Here is a 19302-nt window from a genome sequence, read left to right on the forward strand (position 1 = left end):
CGGCGCGGGACGTTCCCCGGTCCGTACCCGGCGCCTCCGCCGCCGGCGGCTCACGCCGCCCCCTCGGTCCCCGCGCCGGGAACCTCCCGCACCGAACGCAGCCCGGAGCGGAGCAACACGACGGTCGCGGCCGCCGACGCCAGCCCGGTCAGCACGAGTGCCCACCCCGTACCGGCCTCCGGGCCCATGGCGCCGCCCAGGACATCGACGGCCACCCCGCCCAGCAGGGCCCCGAGCGGCATCGCGCAGAAGTTGATGGTCCGCGACGTCGCGTGCACGCGGCCCAGCAGATCCGCCCTGGTGACCGACTGCCGCAAGGTGGTGATCGTGGCGTTCCACACCGGCACCCACACCGAGGCCGCCGCCCCGACCACCACCAGGGTCGGAACGGCCGGCAACCACAGCGCCAGCGGGGCCGCGGCCCACACCGCTCCGGAGGCGCAGGCCGTGACGAGGGTCGCGCCCAGACCGAAGCGGGCCAGCATCCGGTCCGCCATCCACGCGCCGCCCACCCCGCCGAGGCCCACCAGGGTGAAGAGCACTCCGACGGTGCCGGGCGGGAGACCGAGGGCCCGGTAGGCGAAGAGCAGCGACACCGTCGAGGCGGCCGCGTTCCCCAGGTTCCGCAGCACGGCGGCCACCGTCGTGGCACGCAGCAGCGGGTGCCGCCACAATGCCGCGACCCCCTCCTTCATCTCGGCGGACATCGAACCCCCCTGCCGCCGTGGCGCCGGAGGCTCCGGGGTGCGAAGCCTCATGAGCGTGAAGACCGGTATGACGAAACCGGCGGCGACCACCGCCAGGGCCGTCGTACCGGCGAGGAACTGAGTCAGCAGACCGCCCAGGGCCGGTGCGCCGAGCATGGCGAGCGAGGTCGACACCTCCAGCCTGGCGTTCGCCCGCGGCAGCATGTCCCTCGGCAGCAGGGTCGGCAGGTGCGACTGGTTGGCGACGTCGTAGAGGACGCCGAACGAACCGGCGAGGAGCGCCGCCGCACACAGTTCCGCCATTCCCAGCACCCCCGCGGCGGCGGCCAGCGGAATCGCGGCGAGCGCCAGCATCATGCCCACGGTCGACAGCATCATGGCCGGCCTGCGCCGCCGACGGTCCATCGCGACGCCGGCGAAGAGCGCCAGAGCCGGGTACGGGGCGGTGCCCGCCGCATTCAGCAGACCGACGCCCACATCGGAAGCGTCGAACAGGACGATGGCGGTGGTGGGGAAGAGGAAGATCGCCACCTGATGGCCCACGACACTCGCGGTCTGGCCGAGCCAGTACCAGCGGAAATCACGCCGGGCCGACGGATTTGTCCGCTCGATGGAACGATTCGACTCGACGGCCATTGAGCCACCCGCGCCGGCATCGATTTCCACCCTCCGTGCCCTGGCCATTTCCTCCCCCGTCCCGGTCGGCGTCCACCGACACGTCCGGGCAATTCAAACATGCGAAATCGGGAGGCGTCGACCGGGTCGCGGAAACCGGATTCACCGGATTCACCGGATTCAGCCGGTGGACGCGCTCCGGAAGATGAGGACTCGGTGCCCTCGACGACACCGACTTCGAGCTCGGCGAGCCACCCCCGCGTCGCGAACGGCGCCGGCCGGTTCCAGCTTCAGAAGGTGCTGCTCGACAAACTCGTTGGGGGCATGCTCGACGTCGAATACAGCCTCCTGGCCGAATCCGCCCAGCGCGCCGGCCGTGCCCTGCACGCAATCGGCGACGCGGACCTCACCGACGCCGTCCTCACCGGGACCGCCACCGAACTCGCCGCAGTGGAGTACGCCGAACTCGGCGACCTCACCGGCCGCGCCCGGCAAGCCGTCCTCCTCAGCCGCGAAGGTGCCTCCCCCGTCCAGGCGGGGGTCAGGCGCCGGACGGGGCGTGCGGTCCGATGCCGGACAGCGCGTCGGTGTAGATGCCGGTCATCGCCGTCACGGCTCGTGCCCGGTCCAGATCCGGGTCCAGGTGGTGCTGGATGTTGACGCCCAGGGTGCCGCCGAGCAGCGCTGCCGCGACGGCCTCCGGGTCGGCGACGTGCGCGCCCGTCGCACGCAGGTGGTCGGCGTACAGGACGCGGATCTTGGCGTACTCCTCGGCGTAGGTGGCGCGCAGGGCGGACTCGCGGCTCACCGCCTCGATCAGGAGCGTCGAGAAGATGCGTGCCTCGGGCCGGGACATCAGGGCGAAGTTCGCCTCGATCAGCACCTCGACACCGGCGCCCGGCCCGGCGGCGGCGAGGCGTTCGCGCAGGAAGTCGGCGCCCCACCGGAACGCCTCCTCGACGACCGCCTTCAGCAGCCCGTCCTTCGAGCCGAAGTGCCAGGCCACGGAGCCCCGGCTGATGCCGGAGCGCTCCGCCACGGCCTGGACGGACGCCGCGGCGGCTCCGCCCTCGGCGGCGAGTTCCCAGGCGGCGGCCACCAGCCGGCGCTGGGTCTCGGCGGAGATCTCCTGCTTGCGGGTCGCACCCACGCGGCGTCCTTTCCCAAGGTCATGGCCGTCTGACGCGGCCGATTCTGTCACGCCGATCGGCTGGCACCGGGACGGCGACCGCTTGCCTATGCTGAACGTCCAGTTCTATGCTGAACGTCCAATAACCAAGGGGAGTCATCATGGAACTGATCGACCTGACCAGGACGCTGGACCCCGCCGACCGCGAGCTGCTCCCCGAGCAGCTGCGTCCGTTCGCCGAGGTGATCGCGCCTTCCATCGCCTACGCCCACCCCGCGGGCGAGGGCCGCGAGCAGTTCGCCGCCGCCCTGCACTGCCGCGTCGAGGACCTGCCCGACGGTGAGGGCTGGGGCGCGGAGACGCTGACCGACTTCAACACCCACCTCGGCACCCACGTGGACGCCCCGCTGCACTACGGCTCGACCTGCGAAGGCAAGCCGGCCCGCACCATCACCGACATCGCCCTGGACGAGCTGTGGTGCGAGGCGCTCGTGCTGGACCTGCGGGGGCGCTGCGAGCTCGACGCCCCGATCACCGTCGAGGCGCTGGAGGCCGCCCTCGCCGACAACGGCGCCCCGGTCCCGGCCGGCGGCGCGATCCTGCTGCGCACCGGCCAGGAGCGCTACGGGCTGTCCGACCCCGAGTTCTTCCGCTACCCGGGGATGAGCCACGAGTCGACGCTCTTCCTGGCCGGCCTCGGAGCCAAGGTGCTCGGCACCGACGCCGGGGGCTGGGACCTGGGCTTCTCCGTGATGGCGCGCAAGTTCCACGAGAGCGGCGACAACTCCGTGCTGTGGGACGGCCACCGGGCCGGCCGCGAGCGGGAGGTCTTCATCGTCCAGCAGATGACCAACCTCGCCGCACTGCCGCCGTCCGGGTTCCGGGTGGCGTTCTTCCCGATCAAGATCGCCCGCGCGAGCGCCGCCCCGGCCCGCGTCGTCGCCTTCGTCTGAGCCCGGACCCCGCTGGACCCCTGCTGGACCCCGCTGAGGAGAGGAACCCACCGTGAAACTCGCAACCGTGGAGCATGAGGGCGCCGAGCGCACCGCCCTCGTCCTCGACCGGGGCGCACGCCTGCTGCTGCTCGACCGCGCCCACCACCTGACGACCGGTGAGCACGCCCCCGCGCTGGCCACCATGCAGCTGATCGTCGAGGGCGGCGACCCCGTACGACGGACCCTGGACCGGCTCGCCGAACAGGCCCCGGAGGAAGCCGTGGCCGCCGCCTCCGAGGTGCGCTGGCTCTCCCCGCTGCCCCGGCCCGTGCAGATCCGGGACTTCGGCGCCTTCCCTGGCCACTTCCGCAACGCCCGCGCCCGGATCGAGGGCATCCCGGCCGACCAGGTCGAGCTGCCCGCCATCATGCTCGAACGCCCGCTGTACTACTTCACCAACCGGCTCTCGGTGACCGGCCACGACAGCGACATCACCTGGCCCGCGTACTCCTCGGTGCGGGACTACGAGCTGGAGTTCGCCTGCGTGCTCGGCCGCGGCGGCACCGACATCACGGCCGCGGACGCCCCCGCGCACATCTTCGGCTACACGGTCTTCAACGACTTCAGCGCCCGCGACACCCAGCTGGAGGAGATCGCCACCGGCCTGGGCCTGAGCAAGAGCAAGGACTTCACCGACGCCAACGTCCTCGGCCCGTGGATCACCACCGCCGACGAGGTCGGCGACCCCTACAAGCTCACCATGACCGCCCGCGTCAACGGCGAGGAGGTCAGCCGCGGCACCACCGCCGACATGCACCACACCTTCGCCGACATGATCGTCTTCGCCTCCCGGTCGACCCGGCTGCACGCCAGCGAGGTCTTCGGCTCGGGCACCGTGCCCACCGGCTGCGGGCTGGAACACGGTCGCTTCCTGGAACCCGGCGACACCGTGGAACTCGAAGTGTCCGGCCTCGGCATCCTGCGCAACCGGGTGGTGTCATGAACCGCGAAGCACTGGTCCTCGGCGTCGGCGCCACCCCCTTCGGCCGCCACCTCGACCGCACCGCCGGCGACCTCGCTGGCCAGGCCGCCCACGAGGCGCTGCGCGACGCCGGACTCACCCCGGCCGACGTCGGCGCGGTATTCCACGCCACGGTCAGTCAGAAGGCCATCGACGGGCAGCACATGATCCCCGGCCAGGTCGCGCTGCGCCCGCACGGGTTCGCCGGCGTGCCCGTGGTGAACGTGGAGAACGCCTGCGCGGGCGGTGCCACCGCGCTGTGGCTGGCCATCGCCCACGTCCGGGCGGGCCTGTCGGACGTCGCCCTGGCCGTCGGCGTGGACAAGCTGGTCTGCGCCGACCCCGCCCAGGGGCTGGCGGTGTTCGACGGAGCCATGGACGTCGCCCACCGCGAGGAGGCCCTCGCCGCGCTCGCCGCCCTGTCCGAGCCCCTGCCGCCCGAGCTGTCCGTCCCCGAGGGCGAGCGTTCGGTGTTCATGGAGATCTACGCCTCCCTGGCCCGCGCCCACATGCAGCGCTTCGGCACCACCGAAGCCCAGCTGGCCGCGGTCGCCGCGAAGAACCACGCACACTCCGTCCACAACCCCTGGGCCCACTTCCGCAAGCCGTTCACCGCGGACCAGGTCCTGGCGGCGCGCCGGGTGGCGTGGCCGCTGACGGTGCCGATGTGCTCACCGGTCAGCGACGGCGCCGCCGCCGTCGTCGTGACCAGGGCCGACTTCCCCCACGACGGTTCGGCCGTGGCGGTGCTGAGCAGCGTCCTGCTGTCCGGCACCGACCGGGCGGCGGACGACGCCGGACGGCACATCGGCCGCCGGGCCGCGCTCGCCGCCTACGAGAAGGCGGGACTCGGGCCGCAGGACGTCGACGTGGCGGAGGTCCACGACGCCACCGCCTTCGGCGAGATCCAGCAGGTGGAGAACCTGGGCTTCTGCCCGATCGGCGACGGCGGCCCCTGGTCGGCCTCGGGCGCGAGCGCACTCGGCGGCTCCCTTCCGGTGAACCCGTCGGGCGGACTCGAATCGCGCGGCCACCCGGTGTCCGCCACCGGGCTGGCGCAGGTCTTCGAACTGGTCACCCAGCTGCGGGGCCGGGCCGGCGAGCGCCAGGTCCCCGGCGCGCGCGTCGCCATCGCCGAGAACGGCGGCGGCCTCTACGGAATCGAGGAGGCGGTCGCCGCCGTGACCATCCTGGGGAGAGCCCGATGAGCCCCGGCTACGCCGACCTGATCCTCTCCGCGCTGCGCAGACGGCCCGAACGCACCGCCTTCCGCTTCACCGACGACGACGGGGCCAAGCACACCTGGACCTACGGTGAGACCGCGAACCGGATCGAGCGCACCGCGGCCGCGTTCGGGCGGCTGGGTCTCGCACCCGGCGACGGACTAGCCCTGCTGTGCGGCCCGGACCCGCGGGCGTTCACCGTCATGGCCGCCGCCTGCCTGGCCGGACTGCGCTACACCGCCCTGCACCCGCTGGCCACCGCCGACACCGACCGGACCGTCCTGCGCGACAGCGCCTCCGGCTGCCTGGTCGTGGACGAGACCCGCTTCGCCTCCCGCGCCCGCCCCGAGGGCGTCGGAACGGTCACCCTCGCCGAAATCGACAGCCTTGCCGCCGACACCGCCCCCGGCCCCGGCGACCCACGCGGCCCCGCCCTGTACCTCTTCTACACCGGCGGCACGACCGGCGAGCCCAAGGGCGTGATGTTGTGCGACCGCTCCCTGCTCGCCAACGCCTGGGCCTGCTCCACCTGGGCCTGGCCGCCGGACACCCACTTCCTGATCACCACCCCCATGTCCCACGCCGCCGGCCTCCTCGTCGCACCCGGCCTGCCGTCGGCGGACCGCCCGCCGCGATCGCCGCGACCCGCCGGTTCGAGCGCGACATCCTGGAGCCGGACCTGATCCGCCGGGCCCTCCTCGATCTCGCAGGCGAGCTCGGCACCCGCCTGCGCGCCTCCCGCCAGACCAGCCGTCAGGTCGAGCTCCAGGTCACCTGCGCCGACCGCTCCCACACCGTCCGCCGCCGCACCCCCTGTTCTGGGCAGTTGGGCGAGCGTAGCCTCAGCACCCATGAAGCCTTGGGAGCATGCAGCCGCCAGGGCTGCCGTCCGACGCATTCGGGCGGCTCTGGAGGAGTACGACACATTGGCGAAGGGCCGGCCACCAGGCTCGCTGTCGGGCCAGGAAGTGTTCAGGCGCGAGGACCTGGTTCGCCTGCTCTGTAAGGAGACGCGGCAGCAGAACCGCACCTCCGCGATCAAGAGAGCCCGGAAGATTGTGGCGGACCCCTCGATGTATCGGCCCAAACGCATCAAGCCGAAGAAGCCGAAGCTCTTGGGCCCAGCAAAGGTGACCCGTGCCGATGTCGTGGCGGCGGCCGGGTTCAAGAGCTCCCCGCGGGCCTTCGACGCGGATCACGTGCGCAAGGTCGTCCCGACCGCCGTCGAGAGCAGTCGACGGCACTGACTGAGAAAGTGTTGGGTAATTGATCGGCTGCATGGCGTGATCTGCTGGCGGTGATCTCCGCGGTCGAGGTGTCCGCGAAGATCACCGCTATGTGTGCCTGTGTATGCAAGCCGTCCTACGACTCGTCGTTGACGGACGCTCAGTGCGCGGTGATCGAGCCGTTGCTGCCGGTTCGGGATCCGCGCCGGGCGGGCCGTCGGCTGAAGTTCCCGCGTCGGCTGGTTGTGGACGCCGTGTTGCAGCCTGTACTGGTCCCGCACCACCGGGGACGTCGAGGTGTTGGAGTCGGTGACCTGGTGCTCGATCGAGGAGCTCGCCGCCTCGCTGCTGCCCGGCCACGGCGACCAGCGCCGGATGCCCGCGAAGGAGGCGGACCGTCGGCTGCGCGCGCTCGCCGGGCGGTGCCGGACGCCGCGGCCCGGGCCCGTGGACTTCGGCGCGGTCCGTTGGTGACGGCGGACCGCGCCTACGGGTGGTATTCGAGGACCGAAGGGGGCAGACCCCACACGGTCACGTCCAGGGCGATCGGGCCGTCGCCTCCGGCGCTGAGCACCGTGAAGTAGCCGACCCGCATCTGTGCCGTCCCGAAGCACGCCATGGATCCGGCCCGCACGGTCATGCTCTGCCCCCCTGGGGGGGTGTTGAGCTGCCTCACGCAGTCCTCACGGCTGGGTTCCTCCGACCCGGTCCAGGGGATGACCGTCTTGCCCGAGACCTTGTTCGCGTCGCACTTCTCGGCGCAGTGGACCGAGAGGTCTCCGCCGTCCGCGCTCCGCGGTGGCATCAGGTCCAGCTCGTACCCGGAGTTCGTCGTCCCGCTCCTGGCCTCGGCGCCGAGGGTCAGCCTCCCGTGCCACTGGACCGATGCGAACAGCTCTTCGGATGTCGGCGTCGGTGTCGGCGTCGGGAACGAGGGAGCCAGGGGCGCGAGAGAGGCGGGCGGCGCCGACGATCGGCCGTCCTGCCCCAGGTTCGCGTCCTGTTGCCGCCCCCGGACGAGCAGCAGGCCCGATCCGAGGCCCACCAGCACGGCGAGGACGAGCAGGCCGATCCAGAGGGCCCGTCGATAGGGCGGCGGCTGAGGAGGATGGAAGTTGGCGATACCGGCCTGGACGACGCCGCCGTGGACGGTGCTCTCATGGATCCGGCTGGTGACGTTCACGTCCCCGTCGTCGCTGCCCATTCCCACTCACCGCCCGCCGGTCTGTTGCCCGTTCGGTGGCAGCCTACCCTGGTCGTCTCGACGGAACCCGGGCCGGCTTTGGACACCTGGCTCACCGGGTGCGCCGGTGCCTGCGCCGGGTGCGCGGGGGTGTGCGAACGGTTCCGTCGGGGACGAGGATCACCCACATCGACGAGGGCCTCGACTTCGGTGGTGGCGTCCGCCCACCGTCCGCCCCGGATCATCATGCTCCGCACCCTATCGACTACGGTGTGCGACGGGGGTGGGAACCGGCCTGGACGCCCCCGCCCCGGACGCCAGGCAGCACCCCGGCGCCGGCACCCGCGGCACGGGCGGGCCGGCACCCGGTACCGGCGGGGACCGCGCAAACGCGACCGGGGACGCGGACGGCATCCACCGCGCGCCGGACGGGACCACGTGGATCGTGCCGCCCCAGCGCCGCCCCAGCCCGCCCGCCGCCGCCCCACCAACCGCTACACCCCCAACAACCCCGGCAACTGGACCCCAGGGGCCACAGCACCGAACCCTGACCCTTCACCCCACCCCACACACCCATCCTGACCAGCACAAACGCCGAGGGTCTCTCACGGTTTCGTGAGGAGCCCTCGGCATATCCGAACAGCAAAACGGCCGGTCAAGCCGACATACTGTCGGATCGACCGGCCGCATTGCGTCGGTTGAACGCCCCGACCGTGGGGGCCCTGCCGGCCGTCCGCCGCGCGACAACGCGAGGCGTTCCCCCGGACCGGTCTCGCCGATGGACGGAAGGCCCCACCACCGGGTGGGAATGATGAACTGGCTCGCGACGACGTTCAGTCCGCGCCGCTCGCACACGACCGTGAGGTTGAGCCACACGGAGCTGCAGGGGTGGACGTCCTTGAAGCCGTGGCCGTCACGGGCGTAGATGAGCAGCGCGACATCGCGCTGCCCGCAGCCAGTGGCTCGCATCCCGGCGATGTCGCCGATGAACGCGCGGGCGAAGGCCGACGAGCGGGCCGACCGCACCGGCCCTCCGGGATGTCCGCGAGGTACACCCGCAGGGGGTCGCCGAACTCGGCGACGGCGATCCGACCGGCCGGTTCGCGCCCGAGCGCACCGGCCACGAAGTCGGCCAGGTCGGCCGCCTCGACGGCAACGGGCGCGTTGTTGCTGTCGGACATGACGGTTCCTCGTTCCAGGGAAGGTGGGGCCGCGCGGGCGGCGGCGCGGCCCAGACGATGTGGAGCGGCTGGCGGTCGGCCGGGGCGCCGCCGGGGGTTGGGCCGCGAGCAGCAGGGCCTTCGTCGCATCCTTGAGCGGGCCCTTCTGGTCGTGCAGCAGCGTGGTCATCGCCAGGTTGGCGCGGTGCTCCTGCCCGGTCAGGGCCTCGGGGCCTTGACGGTGCGGAAGTAGTCCTCGAACTCCACGACGGCCTGAAGGGCGGCCCAACGGGTGCCCCGGATGTTGTCCTGGGTGTCAGCCTCGGCGAACAGGTGGTGCGGCCGGTCCCGGCGCTCCTCCTGGGCGGCGACCCCGTGGCCGAGTCCTCGTAGCCGACTCGCGAACCCAGCGATCGGTGGACCTCCGCTCTGGCGCAACGCCTACCCCCCAAGCCTCGGGATTGACTGTCCGAGAAGGAAGACGACACCGTATTCGTCCCAGTGGCAGGGGTTGCCGCGGCTGAACGCCCGAAAGGTTCGCCTCAGAGTCGATGGAACAATGACCACTAACTCGCTATAGACATTCACCACCGACCGGCCGTGAATGTCTACGCCGCTGCTCAGCCGGCTTGTACGCCTGCGTCGTCGAGGCTCTCCTCGTCGCCGGACGAGGGGCCCGGCACGGTGGTCCTGGTGGCCAGGGCATGCTTCCGCGGCCTGCCCTTGGGGCGGCGCGCCGGCACCTCCGCACCCAGCCTCGCGAGCTCCTCCGTGCTCCAACCGGCTGCCTCGGCGGCTGCATAGGCTCTCCCGTACGGGACCTCGGTTTCGGCCAGCTGGTCCTTCAGGCTCTTTCGCTCCGCCATGACGGCTGCGAGCGGCACGATGGCCTTCTCGCGGTCGTCCTGGATCTCGCGCATTCGCCTCAGAAAATCGTCTTCCCTCGTCATGCAGCGGATCGTAGAGCCACCGCCCCCGACGGTTTCGAATCTTCCCGCGCGCCTCACCCGTGTCGGTGATTTCCGGCTGCCAATCCGGCGTATCCGCTGGCCGTCAATTCGATGACCAAGCAAGGTGGCGCAGCAGGGCGGCACGGCCAGGGACACCTGCGATCCTGCCGCCCGAACCCCCGGCCAGCGGAACCGAGGAGGACCGACGGTGAGTGCCACGGAGGGCGCCCGGCGACGGGAACGGCAGATGCAGTCGCCGCGGTCGAACCGGGTGAATCTGGCGTACAACGATGCCGAGCTGACGATCGTACAAGAGGCCGCGAAACGCGACGGTATGGCCGTGTCCGCGTGGGTGGCCCGAAAGGCACTGGCAGTGGCCAAGTCCCAGCTCGTGCCGGTATCCGCGGATGCCCGGGAAGTGCTGGCGGAGCTCATCAGATCGCGCGGCGAGCTGGTGCGAATCGGCGAGTCGGCCGGGCCTACCGGTCCCTGCGACGGCGAGCCCGGCACGCGCCTCATCGAAGAGGCCGTTCGGCGAGTCGACCGCGCGACGCTGCAGCTGATGCGGGAGCGGGCGTCGCGCTGGTGATCCCCAAAAGAGCGAAGGGCGGAAACGACACCGCCGGGCTGCTGTTCTACCTGTACGGCCCCGGAAAGCGGGACGAGCACGAGGACCCGCGCATGGTCGCCGCCTGGGCGTCATGGGTGCCCGACCCCGCGCGGTCGGCGGAGACGACGGTCGGGGATCTCGCGCTGCTCCTGGACGCTCCGGTGCACGCTTCCCGGGGCACCATCCCGGCCGAACTCGTCTACCACGTCGCGGTGCGTCTGGCACCCGAGGATCCGCTCCTGACGGACGAGCAGTGGGGCTCGGTCGCCCGGGCGATGATGAGCGCCGCCGGTGTCGCCCCGCAGGGCGACAGATGGGGCTGCCGATGGGTGGCGGTCCGGCATGCTGGCGACCACATCCACATCGTCGCGACGAAGGTCCGCCAGGACGGGATCCAGCCGAATCTGCGGCAGGACATCGTGCGGATGCAACAGCTCGCCCGACGGTTCGAGGTGCGGTGGGGACTGCGTCGGCTGACGTCGGGGGATCGGACCGCGAAGCGGTGGCCGACGACGGGAGAGACGCGAAAGGCCTCGCGCCGTCACCTGCCCGAAAGTGCGCGTGAGCAGCTTGAGCGAACGGTCCGTGCGGCAGCGGCGGCCGCAGCCGGCGAGGACGACTTCTTCGCCCGGCTCCGGTCCTCCGGTCTGCGGGTCGCGCAGCGTTCCGGCCCGGGGCGCAGCGCCCCGACGGGCTACACGGTCGCGCTCCCCGGCGACCGAGACCGGGGCGACCGGGCCGTGTGGTTCGCGGGCTCGAGTCTGGCCTACGACCTGTCGCTCCCCCGGGTCCGCGAGCGCTGGCAGGTACCGATCCCGGAGCCGGACGTGCCGCCGCATGCGTTCTGGCAGACGCTCCAGCACAACCTCAGCACGGCGTCGGGTTCGCTCGGCTCCGGCGGACGGCAAGCAGGGGCCGGCGACGTCGCCGCGCTCGGCGACCTTCTCGTCCTGATGTCCGCGGCCGCACCTCCCCTGGTCGAACCGAACCTGCGAGCCTCGGCGGCGGAATTCGAGCGGGCCGCCAGAGCCCCGGGCAGACGCGACCTGGACGGCGAAGCGCGAATGCTCCTTCGGTCCTCGGCCCGCCTCCTCGTGTCGTCGGCCAGGTCGGCCGGGCACAACGACGCGGCCGCCTTCCTGGGCTTCCTCCTGGCCCTGGTCGCAGCCGTCACGGCCGCGCAGCTCTGGCACGAGGAACAGGGCTACCGTCTCCAGGCCGACGCGGCGAGGAGGACCGGCCGGTCGCTCCTGGAAGCTGTGGAGCTGAGCACCGGAGCGTCCGTCGAAACCAGCTCTCGGTCACGCACGAGACGGCCGGGGCCCGCCTCACCGGTGCCCAGCCGATCGTCGCTACTGACCGACGTCGTGACGAGGGCGCTGCCCAGTCATGCGTCGGCGGTGCTCGTGGATCCCGCCTGGCCTGTCCTGCGCAGGCGCCTCATCGCCTTGGAGCGACTGGGCTTCGACCCCTCATCGGTTCTCGCCGCAGTCGCCACGCGGCGTGAACTCGGCTCGGCGGAGTCCATCGCCCAGGTTCTCGTCTGGAGGTTGGACGGCTGGGCTCGCGCTCGCGGCGAGGCTCTGGATACGCGGGCAGCGACAACCGCGCCACCGACCGCAGGCGCCAAGAAGACCGCCGGTCCTTCGGCCGAGACGAATCGCGTTCCCGGCAACGGTGCGGAAGGCCCCAGACGGGGCCGCTGAGCGACAGGAGATCACGATGACCATGCCCTACCCGGGTGAACCGTTCGCCGAGGCGGTCGGCGAGGCGGTACAGACGTCGACGGCGGCGGTGCGCCTGGTGCTCGCGGTCGCGGACGCGGTCCGCCGTGGGGCGCAGCGGAGGTCGGGGCGGGAGCACCCGCTGCCGCCGACCGACCTGGCGCTCACCGAGGCGGCCGGGGATCTCAAGGCCCTGCTCGCCCCCGATGTCGCCTGGATGTTGATGTCCGGTCCGGACTGGCCGATCATGGCGCAGCAGCTGGTCGCCTTGCGGCGGGCCGGTGTCGACCTGGAGCACTTCCTGCCGCGGGTCGGGGACATCGCGGTGTCGGTGCGGGATGCCGTCCTGTCCGACTCGGCGCGGATCACGGCCGAGCAGACCCAGGAGTGGGCCGGGCTGCTCCGCGAGACCCTTCCGGCGGGCCCGGTGCGCGAGGCGATCCTGGCCTCCCCCACCTGGCCGGAGATCGCCGCGACGATGCAGGAACTGCTGGAACGGGGCGTCGACGTCCGAAGAATCCTGGCGGCCGCCTATGCCGAGGGGACCGATGTCGGGCAGGCGGTCGACCGCGGGCTCGACGCCGCTCAGCGGCGGGCGAGCGGGCCGAGCCGGGACTCCGTACGCTCCTACGGTCCGTTGACGGTAGGGCTGGACCTACCGAGGGATCTCGACCTCGGAGACCGCCGGAGGGCGCTGGCGCAGCTGGGTGTGAGCCAGGCGGAGAACGCCTCCTTCGTACGCTGGGTCTACGAGGCGCTGCCCGGCCGGGACCGTGAGGCGGCGCTGCTGGTGAACTCCCGCCCGTGGCCGCTGCTGGCCGCCCGGATGGCGCACATGCAGGACGGTGGCAAGCCGGTCCGGGAGCACCTGGCGCGGCTGATGCGTGATCGCGGCTGGGAAGCCGGCCCCGCCTCCTACCTCGTGCCCCGCCTCGTCCAGGCCACCGCCGACGCACTGCGCAGGCCGGCGAACGACGCCGTCACCGCGGCCACGGTGGTGACCGACGCGGCCCGGGCCTCCTCGGCCACGGCGGGACAGCCCCCGTCATGGACGCGGGGCGCGAAGCCCAGCCCCAAACGCACCGCCCACCATGCTCCCATCCCGAAGCCCACCGCCGGACGGTCCCGGTAGCCGCCCCAAGCCCCGCTCTGACACAGCTCCTACGGTCGCGTGGCGCCCGCGAAGTCGGAGGCGGGCATGTCCGTGACGGGGGCCCTCTTGACGACGTCGCCGGTCTTCGGCGCTGAGATCATGTGTTCGTCGCCGATGTAGAGCGCCACGTGGTAGACGTGGCCGTTGCCGCCGTGTCTCCAGAACAGCAGGTCGCCTACCCGGAGTTCGGCCTGGGCAACGGGACGGTCCGCCGTGGCGGAGTACTGCTCGGCGGCGGTGCGGGGGAGCCGGCGGGCGGGCCAGTACGCGTACTGGACGAGGGCCGAGCAGTCCCAGCCGACCGTCACGCCGGCCAGACACTGTCCGTCCCGGTAGCCGCCGTCGCCGTCGCAGTAGCCCCGGGCGGGGCCGGTCGGGCTGCCGCCGCCGTAGCTGTAGGGCACGCCGAGCTGGGTGGCGGCCCGGCGGGCGGCGTCCGCGCCGGCGCCGTGGCCCGTGATCTCCGAGAACGGGCCGGTGCCCTGGAAGCGGGCCACGCTGCCCATGATGTCCGCCACATAGCGCCGGGTTTCGGCGTAGGGCGGCACGCCTCGGTTGGCTTCCACGGCGGCCCACCCCGCGTTGTAGGCGGCCAACGCCAGACGACGGGGGTCGTCGGCGATGCCGGACGCGGCCGCCTGCCCGAGCAGACTGCACATCAGCCGCCCCTGCGCCATCACGGCGTCTCCGATCTCGAAGGGCGAAGCCGTACCGCTGCGGTCGTCGTCCCTCCCCCAGGTCGCCCAGGTACCCGGCATGAACTGGGCCGGCCCTTCGGCGCCCGCCGGACTGCGGGCGTCGGCACGGAAGCCGCTCTCCTCGAACAGCTGGGCCGCGAGCAACGCGGCTGTCAGCGCCGGGTCGTGGCAGGCTTCAGCGGCCTTGAGCACCCATGGCCGGTATTCCTCGGGCAGCCCGGCGACCGGTGTCCTGCCCGTCCCGGCGGCTCCCGCCGTCACCACCGGAACGAACGCCGCGACGACCACACCGAGCAGCACGAGGAGCACCGCGCAGCAGACCGGACCCTTCTTCACGGAGACCCCCTTGTGAGGTGCGTCTATAGGCCCGAATGGGCGGATGGGCGTGCCTTCGGTACCGCCAGGGGCGTTACGCCACGTGGTCAAACGATCAGTTCCTCGCTCCTGATCGAAAGGCCGCTCTGACAACGCGAGTTGCTGGGGGAGGTTGCGACGTGGCACCCGATCCGGTGGTACCTGTTCAGCAGGCACGCACCGTCCCGACGTACGGGCTGATGCCGGTTCACGGATACGACATCGCCTCCGCCGTGGTGCTTCAGATGCTCAACGGCGGCGACGGACGGGGCCTACCGGCCCGCGGGCTCGGACCGGGAGAACCGGTGCCGTACGGCGTCCAGCCGGTGCTGGTCGCTCCCAGCACCGTCTACGGCACCGTGCAGGTGGAGGCGATCGTCCGAAGCTGGCCGGCCGACACCGTTCCGAAGCCGTGGCTCGTCGTGGTGGCCGACGTCCCCGCCAAGCCTGCGGCCGCGGCCCGCTACCGCCTCCGTGCCCTGGGCGGGCGTCTCGCCGGGACGGTGTTCCTGCCCTACCTGCCGGCGCTTCGCTCGGTCGCACGTGCCGAAGACGCCCTGGCCGACGCCGCCGTGGCGCGCGCGGCCGCCCGGCTGCGCACCCAGATGGAAGGGAAGTGACTGATGTTCCTCGCCGAAGATCCCAAGAACTCGGGACTGATTCCCGCCGCCAAGCCGACCAAGATCCCGGGAATGGAGGGCACCGTCAGCACCTTGTTCGGCTACGGCCTGTGGATCCTGCTCCTGGCCGGTGTCGTCGCGGCCGGTGTCGGGGTGTGGAAGCTCGCGATGTCCGACAAGTCCCGTCACGGCGGCGGGTCCGAGCCGTTCAAGTGGATGGGCAGTGGAGTGGCGGCCGTCCTGCTGGCCGGCTCGTTGATCTCCATCCTCAACGGCATCGCGGGCTGACATGAGGAAGTCGAGGGGAGGCCTGCCCCTGTCCCGGACCGTGCTGTGGGGCTCGGGCGCCATGCTGGCCGCCGTGGTCGGGCTCACCGGGTACGCGGCCCTGGCCGGTCACGACGACGTTCCGGCGGCCCGGCACGCCGGCCCGGCGTCCACGTCGTCGCCATCGGCGGCGACCACCGCGCCGCAGCCGGCGCCCACGTACAGCGTCCCGCCGACCTGGACCGAGCCGGAGCGCTGGCTCGCCGCGCCGAGGGGTGCGCGAAAGGCGGCGAACGGTCGGGAGACCGGCTTCCCGAACACCACCGACGGCGCCATCGGGATGATGGTGGCCGCCTCCGCGATGGACGTCGAAGGCGCCGGCACCCTCGCGGAGCAGCAACTCGCCGTCTACAGCGCCTACATGCTGCCCGCCGATCAGTCCCCGACGGCCGAGACGAAGGTGCGCCAGGGCGCGGAGCGGGCCGACGCCGCGACCCGCAGAGCCCTCGGACTGCCAGAGAGCGGGCCGCTGCCGGGCGGCGCGTTCATGCGGACCGTCATGATCGGGGTCAAGCCCATCCAGGTCACCCCCGCCCAGGTGACCGCCTACGTACTGATGAACGTCACCGACAAGGCCGGGGAGACGGCCGCGGAGAAGACGGTCTACAGCGTGGGGATCCTCGGAGCCGTCTGGCAGGACGGCGACTGGAAGTTGTCGGGACAGGCGATCAAGGACGCGGCGGCGCAGGCCGACCGGAAGCCGCCCATCGCGGCGCCGGGCGACGCCGCCTTCAACGCGGCAGGCTGGACCGCGATCAGGCAGGCGTCGTGAGGCGTCGGATCGCCGCCGTCCTCCTGTCCCTGGCGGTCGTGTTCGGCAGCACCACGGCCATCGCGCCACCGGCCGCCGCGGACGACGGCGTCGTCGGCTCGATCGTGGACTTCGGCTGCGAGCAGACCGCTGTAGGCCTGGTCGGACGGATCTTCGACACCGACTGGTGCGAGTCGGCCGGGAAGGCCACCGACAAGGCGGTCAAGGAGGAGTGGAACTCCATCTGGGAGTCCGCCGTCGGCGACTGGCTCAAGGCGGCGGTCGAACTCTGCAGAACGCTCATGGCGGCGACGCTGACGATCGCTTTGAAGGGACCGTCGCTGAAGCTGGAGAACACCGGGCTGTGGAACGGGAACGCCGTACTGGCCGGGATGATGGCGTGGCTCGGCCTGCTGATCTCCGTGTTCGGATTCATGTGGCAGGCCGGGCGCATGGCTGTCACCGGCCAAGCCAAACACCTGTTGCGGGCCGCCTCGGGGTGGGGGCAGAACGCGATGCTGAGCGTCTTCGGCGTATCGCTGGTGGCGCTGCTGCTCACCGCCGGTGACGCGCTGACCGACGGCTTGGTCCAAGGCGTCTTCCATGACGACACGACCGCCTTCGACAAGATCATCACCACCATGGTTCCCAACGGGATCGTGAACCCCGTGATCGTGGCCGGCGGCGCCGTGGTGCTCATCCTGGTCGGCTTCGTCCAGCTCATGCTGGTCTTCCTGCGCAACAGCGCGATCCCGATCCAGTGCCTGCTGCTGCCGATCGCCGGGGCCGGACGGGTCGGCGGCGACGCCACCCAGAAGTGGGTGACGAAGCTGATCTCCTCGATCCTCGTCGGCATCGCCTACAAACCCGTCCTCGCGGTCATCATCTGTGCGGGCTTCACCGAGTTCGGTAAGTCGGACGGCTTCGCCGCGTGGCTGCGCGGCCTGGCCACCCTGATGCTCGGCATCCTCGCCCCCGGACCGCTCACCCGGATCTTCGCCTCCCTGAGCGAGGAGCTCGGGTCGGGCATGGCCGGCTCCGGCGCTGTCGGAGCCATGGGTGCGATCGGTGCGATGGCGGGGCGCGGAAGCGGTGAGATCGCCGGAAGCGGGGCCGAGGGGGCCGGGGGAAGCCAGCCGACCACAGCCGTGGAACACGCCAAGCGCGTCGAACAGGCCAGATCCAGGGGCAAGGCCGCCGACGACGAACAGGACGGCGGCAGCGACGCCCTCGCTCAGGCCTCCCGTACCGGTGCCGGGTTGGTCCCGAACCCGACCGCCCCGGGAGACGGTGCGAGCTCCGCAGCCGGTGCCGGGGGCTCGGCGGGAGCCGGTGGTGCGGCGGGTGCCGCCGGGGTTGCCGGGGTAGCGACCGGGGCGGGCCCCGTGATCCAGGTCCTGGACGGACTCGACCAGGCCGTTCAACGAGGTGCCGGGGAGATCGGAAACGGAGGACACCTGTGACCACGCTTGAAGTCCCGGACGGGTTGAGGGTGCAGGGATTCCGTACACGGCGCAGCTTCGGCCTCGCCGGAATGTCGCGCGAAGCCACCATCCTGGCCGCCGTCGTGCTGATCGCCGACGGCATCGTCGGCGCCCGCTGCCCCGGCACCTTGCTCGTCACCATGCCGCTCACCATCACCCTCGCGGGGCTGGCCGCCGCGCGCCGTCAGGGCATGCCGGCTCTGGCCTACTACTGGGCCGTGCTCGCCTGGCGGCATGCCGACCGTTCGGGCAGCACCTCCTACCGCCAGGTCCTTCTGCCGCAGCCCTACGCGCTGGACCTGCCCGGCGTCGGGGCGAGCTCCGTGCTGATCGCCGCCCACGACCCCACCACGGGCCGTCCGGTCGGGGTGGTCCACAACCGGTCCAGCGGAGCGATGACCGTCACCACCCTGCTCGCCCCCGGCGGGACGCTCATGGCCACCACCAGCGCGGTACGCGGCAACCTGCGCAGCTGGAGCGCGGTCCTGGACGCGATGAGTACCGACGAGCAGATCCTGGGCGCCGCCGTCACCGTCCAGATCACCCCGGGCGCGGGCGAAGCGCTCGCCGACGACGTCAAGGACCGCCGTCGACCGGACGCCCCGCGCCTGGCGCTCGACACGATCGACGAACTCGTGCGCACCACGCCGCGCGCGACCGCCTCGGTGGCACCGTGGATGAGCGTCATCGTCGACCCCACCGCGGGGGCGAACCCACCGACCGACCTGGCCGAGCAGGTGGCCGAGGCCCTCCGGGTGGTCGACACGCTCGACCTGAACGGCACCGGCACCGACATCGTGCGCCGGAGCACGCCCACCGACCTTCGCCGCCTGGTACGTTCCGCCTACGATCCGGCGGTGTTCGACGCCCGGGACGAGGACTTCGCCGAGCTGACCTGGGGTGAGTGCGGCCCGGTCGCCGCCGACGACCTGCTGGAGGCCTACGCGCACGACGGCGCTGTCTCCGTGAGCTGGGTGCTGCGGGAGATGCCGCGCCGCCCGATCCCCTACAGCGTGCTGCTGCCGCTGCTGAGCCCCGGGCGGTTCCAGCGCCGCGTCACCCTCTCCTACCGGGTGCTCGACCCGTACGAGGGCGAGGCGGTCCTGGAACGTGAGATCTCCAACGCCGAACAGCGCGCGCAGGCGACCGCACAGGTACGGGGACGCGCGAGGTGGAGCCAGAAGGCCGACCACCAGCGTGCCGAGCAGGCCGCCCACCAGGCGGCGAGCGGCGCCCAGGTCGTCGAATGGACGCTGAGGGTCACCGCCACCGCCCGCTCCGCCGCCGAACTCCCCGACGCCCGGCAGGAGTTGGAACGCGCGGTGAAGGCGACGAAGGGCATCCGGATGCGCCCCGCCTACGGCGCGCAGGCGTCCACGTTCGCGGCCGGTCTGCCGATCGGCTACCAGCCGTTGGTGAAGTAGGGAGTCGG

At 72.0% G+C, this 19302-nt stretch carries 20 protein-coding genes and 2 pseudogenes; 15 read left to right on the forward strand and 7 right to left on the reverse strand.

Annotated elements, in window-relative coordinates; translation table 11 throughout:
* Positions 1-50: 50 nt before the first annotated feature.
* The 3 genes from AMK13_RS19520 to AMK13_RS19530 all read right to left on the reverse strand — a co-directional run bounded on the left by AMK13_RS19520 (position 51) and on the right by AMK13_RS19530 (position 2472).
* A complete protein-coding gene (locus AMK13_RS19520; RefSeq protein WP_079272297.1) occupies positions 51-1391 on the reverse strand; it encodes an MFS transporter in 1341 nt (446 codons plus the stop codon).
* A gap of 111 nt (positions 1392-1502) precedes the next feature.
* Complete coding sequence (locus AMK13_RS19525; protein ID WP_074003402.1) at positions 1503-1817, reverse strand: hypothetical protein; 315 nt, start codon at positions 1815-1817, stop codon at positions 1503-1505.
* Between the two features lie 46 nt (positions 1818-1863).
* A complete protein-coding gene (locus tag AMK13_RS19530; protein WP_074003403.1) occupies positions 1864-2472 on the reverse strand; it encodes a TetR/AcrR family transcriptional regulator in 609 nt (202 codons plus the stop codon).
* A gap of 140 nt (positions 2473-2612) precedes the next feature.
* On the opposite strand from AMK13_RS19530, the gene AMK13_RS19535 reads away from it, so the two are divergent.
* The 7 genes and pseudogenes from AMK13_RS19535 to AMK13_RS41080 form a co-directional block, all read left to right on the forward strand.
* A complete protein-coding gene (locus AMK13_RS19535; protein ID WP_074003404.1) occupies positions 2613-3404 on the forward strand; it encodes a cyclase family protein in 792 nt (263 codons plus the stop codon).
* A 52-nt stretch (positions 3405-3456) separates the two neighbouring features.
* Entirely contained in the window at positions 3457-4389 is a 933-nt protein-coding gene (locus tag AMK13_RS19540; RefSeq protein ID WP_074003405.1) for a fumarylacetoacetate hydrolase family protein, read from the forward strand.
* A complete protein-coding gene (locus tag AMK13_RS19545) occupies positions 4386-5615 on the forward strand; it encodes a thiolase family protein (protein ID WP_074003406.1) in 1230 nt (409 codons plus the stop codon). Before AMK13_RS19540 ends, AMK13_RS19545 begins: the two co-directional genes overlap by 4 nt.
* Positions 5612-6313, forward strand: a complete 702-nt coding sequence (locus tag AMK13_RS19550; RefSeq protein ID WP_074003407.1) for an AMP-binding protein — start codon at positions 5612-5614, stop codon at positions 6311-6313. Before AMK13_RS19545 ends, AMK13_RS19550 begins: the two co-directional genes overlap by 4 nt.
* Positions 6313-6381 (forward strand): annotated as a pseudogene (locus tag AMK13_RS45000) (hypothetical protein); the annotation flags it as partial. The gene AMK13_RS19550 and the pseudogene AMK13_RS45000, both read left to right, overlap by 1 nt.
* A gap of 100 nt (positions 6382-6481) precedes the next feature.
* Positions 6482-6877, forward strand: coding sequence for a hypothetical protein (locus tag AMK13_RS19555; RefSeq protein WP_143204576.1), 396 nt, complete (start codon positions 6482-6484; stop codon positions 6875-6877).
* A gap of 240 nt (positions 6878-7117) precedes the next feature.
* Positions 7118-7330 (forward strand): annotated as a pseudogene (locus AMK13_RS41080) (MBL fold metallo-hydrolase); the annotation flags it as partial.
* 13 nt (positions 7331-7343) lie between these two features.
* Here AMK13_RS41080 and AMK13_RS41085 read toward each other — a convergent pair.
* The 3 genes from AMK13_RS41085 to AMK13_RS19575 all read right to left on the reverse strand — a co-directional run bounded on the left by AMK13_RS41085 (position 7344) and on the right by AMK13_RS19575 (position 10149).
* Positions 7344-8060: a hypothetical protein gene (locus tag AMK13_RS41085; protein ID WP_079272299.1), complete on the reverse strand. Its 717-nt coding sequence runs from the start codon at positions 8058-8060 to the stop codon at positions 7344-7346.
* Positions 8061-9418: 1358 nt separating this feature from the next.
* Entirely contained in the window at positions 9419-9637 is a 219-nt protein-coding gene (locus AMK13_RS19570; protein WP_074003410.1) for a hypothetical protein, read from the reverse strand.
* A 182-nt stretch (positions 9638-9819) separates the two neighbouring features.
* The gene (locus AMK13_RS19575) at positions 9820-10149 is read right to left on the reverse strand and encodes a hypothetical protein (RefSeq protein ID WP_074003411.1); all 330 of its coding nucleotides are present in this window, start codon (positions 10147-10149) and stop codon (positions 9820-9822) included.
* A 208-nt stretch (positions 10150-10357) separates the two neighbouring features.
* On the opposite strand from AMK13_RS19575, the gene AMK13_RS19580 reads away from it, so the two are divergent.
* From AMK13_RS19580 to AMK13_RS41090, 3 genes are read left to right on the forward strand one after another with little or no spacing between them, the layout of a single operon-like run.
* Positions 10358-10738, forward strand: a complete 381-nt coding sequence (locus tag AMK13_RS19580; protein ID WP_143204577.1) for a hypothetical protein — start codon at positions 10358-10360, stop codon at positions 10736-10738.
* Positions 10735-12465: a relaxase/mobilization nuclease domain-containing protein gene (locus tag AMK13_RS19585; RefSeq protein ID WP_074003413.1), complete on the forward strand. Its 1731-nt coding sequence runs from the start codon at positions 10735-10737 to the stop codon at positions 12463-12465. The genes AMK13_RS19580 and AMK13_RS19585 overlap by 4 nt, the downstream gene beginning before the upstream one ends.
* A 16-nt stretch (positions 12466-12481) precedes the next feature.
* Complete coding sequence (locus AMK13_RS41090; RefSeq protein WP_143204578.1) at positions 12482-13615, forward strand: hypothetical protein; 1134 nt, start codon at positions 12482-12484, stop codon at positions 13613-13615.
* A gap of 29 nt (positions 13616-13644) precedes the next feature.
* Here AMK13_RS41090 and AMK13_RS19595 read toward each other — a convergent pair whose 3' ends face one another.
* The gene (locus AMK13_RS19595) at positions 13645-14670 is read right to left on the reverse strand and encodes a C40 family peptidase (RefSeq protein ID WP_241852955.1); all 1026 of its coding nucleotides are present in this window, start codon (positions 14668-14670) and stop codon (positions 13645-13647) included.
* Positions 14671-14828: 158 nt separating this feature from the next.
* On the opposite strand from AMK13_RS19595, the gene AMK13_RS19600 reads away from it, so the two are divergent.
* From AMK13_RS19600 to AMK13_RS19620, 5 genes are read left to right on the forward strand one after another with little or no spacing between them, the layout of a single operon-like run.
* Positions 14829-15308 carry a hypothetical protein gene (locus tag AMK13_RS19600; protein ID WP_143204579.1) on the forward strand — a complete coding sequence of 160 codons (480 nt, stop codon included), beginning with the start codon at positions 14829-14831 and terminating at the stop codon, positions 15306-15308.
* A 3-nt stretch (positions 15309-15311) separates the two neighbouring features.
* Positions 15312-15596: a hypothetical protein gene (locus AMK13_RS19605; protein ID WP_049650094.1), complete on the forward strand. Its 285-nt coding sequence runs from the start codon at positions 15312-15314 to the stop codon at positions 15594-15596.
* Position 15597: 1 nt separating this feature from the next.
* On the forward strand, positions 15598-16407 hold the full coding sequence (locus AMK13_RS19610; RefSeq protein WP_074003415.1) for a hypothetical protein: 810 nt from the start codon (positions 15598-15600) through the stop codon (positions 16405-16407).
* Positions 16404-17849 (forward strand): hypothetical protein, encoded by a 1446-nt coding sequence (locus AMK13_RS43565; RefSeq protein ID WP_074003416.1) that lies wholly within the window; start codon positions 16404-16406, stop codon positions 17847-17849. The genes AMK13_RS19610 and AMK13_RS43565 overlap by 4 nt, the downstream gene beginning before the upstream one ends.
* 29 nt (positions 17850-17878) lie before the next feature.
* Positions 17879-19294, forward strand: a complete 1416-nt coding sequence (locus AMK13_RS19620) for an SCO6880 family protein (RefSeq protein ID WP_338016316.1) — start codon at positions 17879-17881, stop codon at positions 19292-19294.
* The last annotated feature ends 8 nt before the right edge of the window (positions 19295-19302 follow it).

Origin of the sequence: Streptomyces sp. CB02056, assembly GCF_001905545.1 — a bacterium.
GTDB lineage: Bacteria > Actinomycetota > Actinomycetes > Streptomycetales > Streptomycetaceae > Kitasatospora.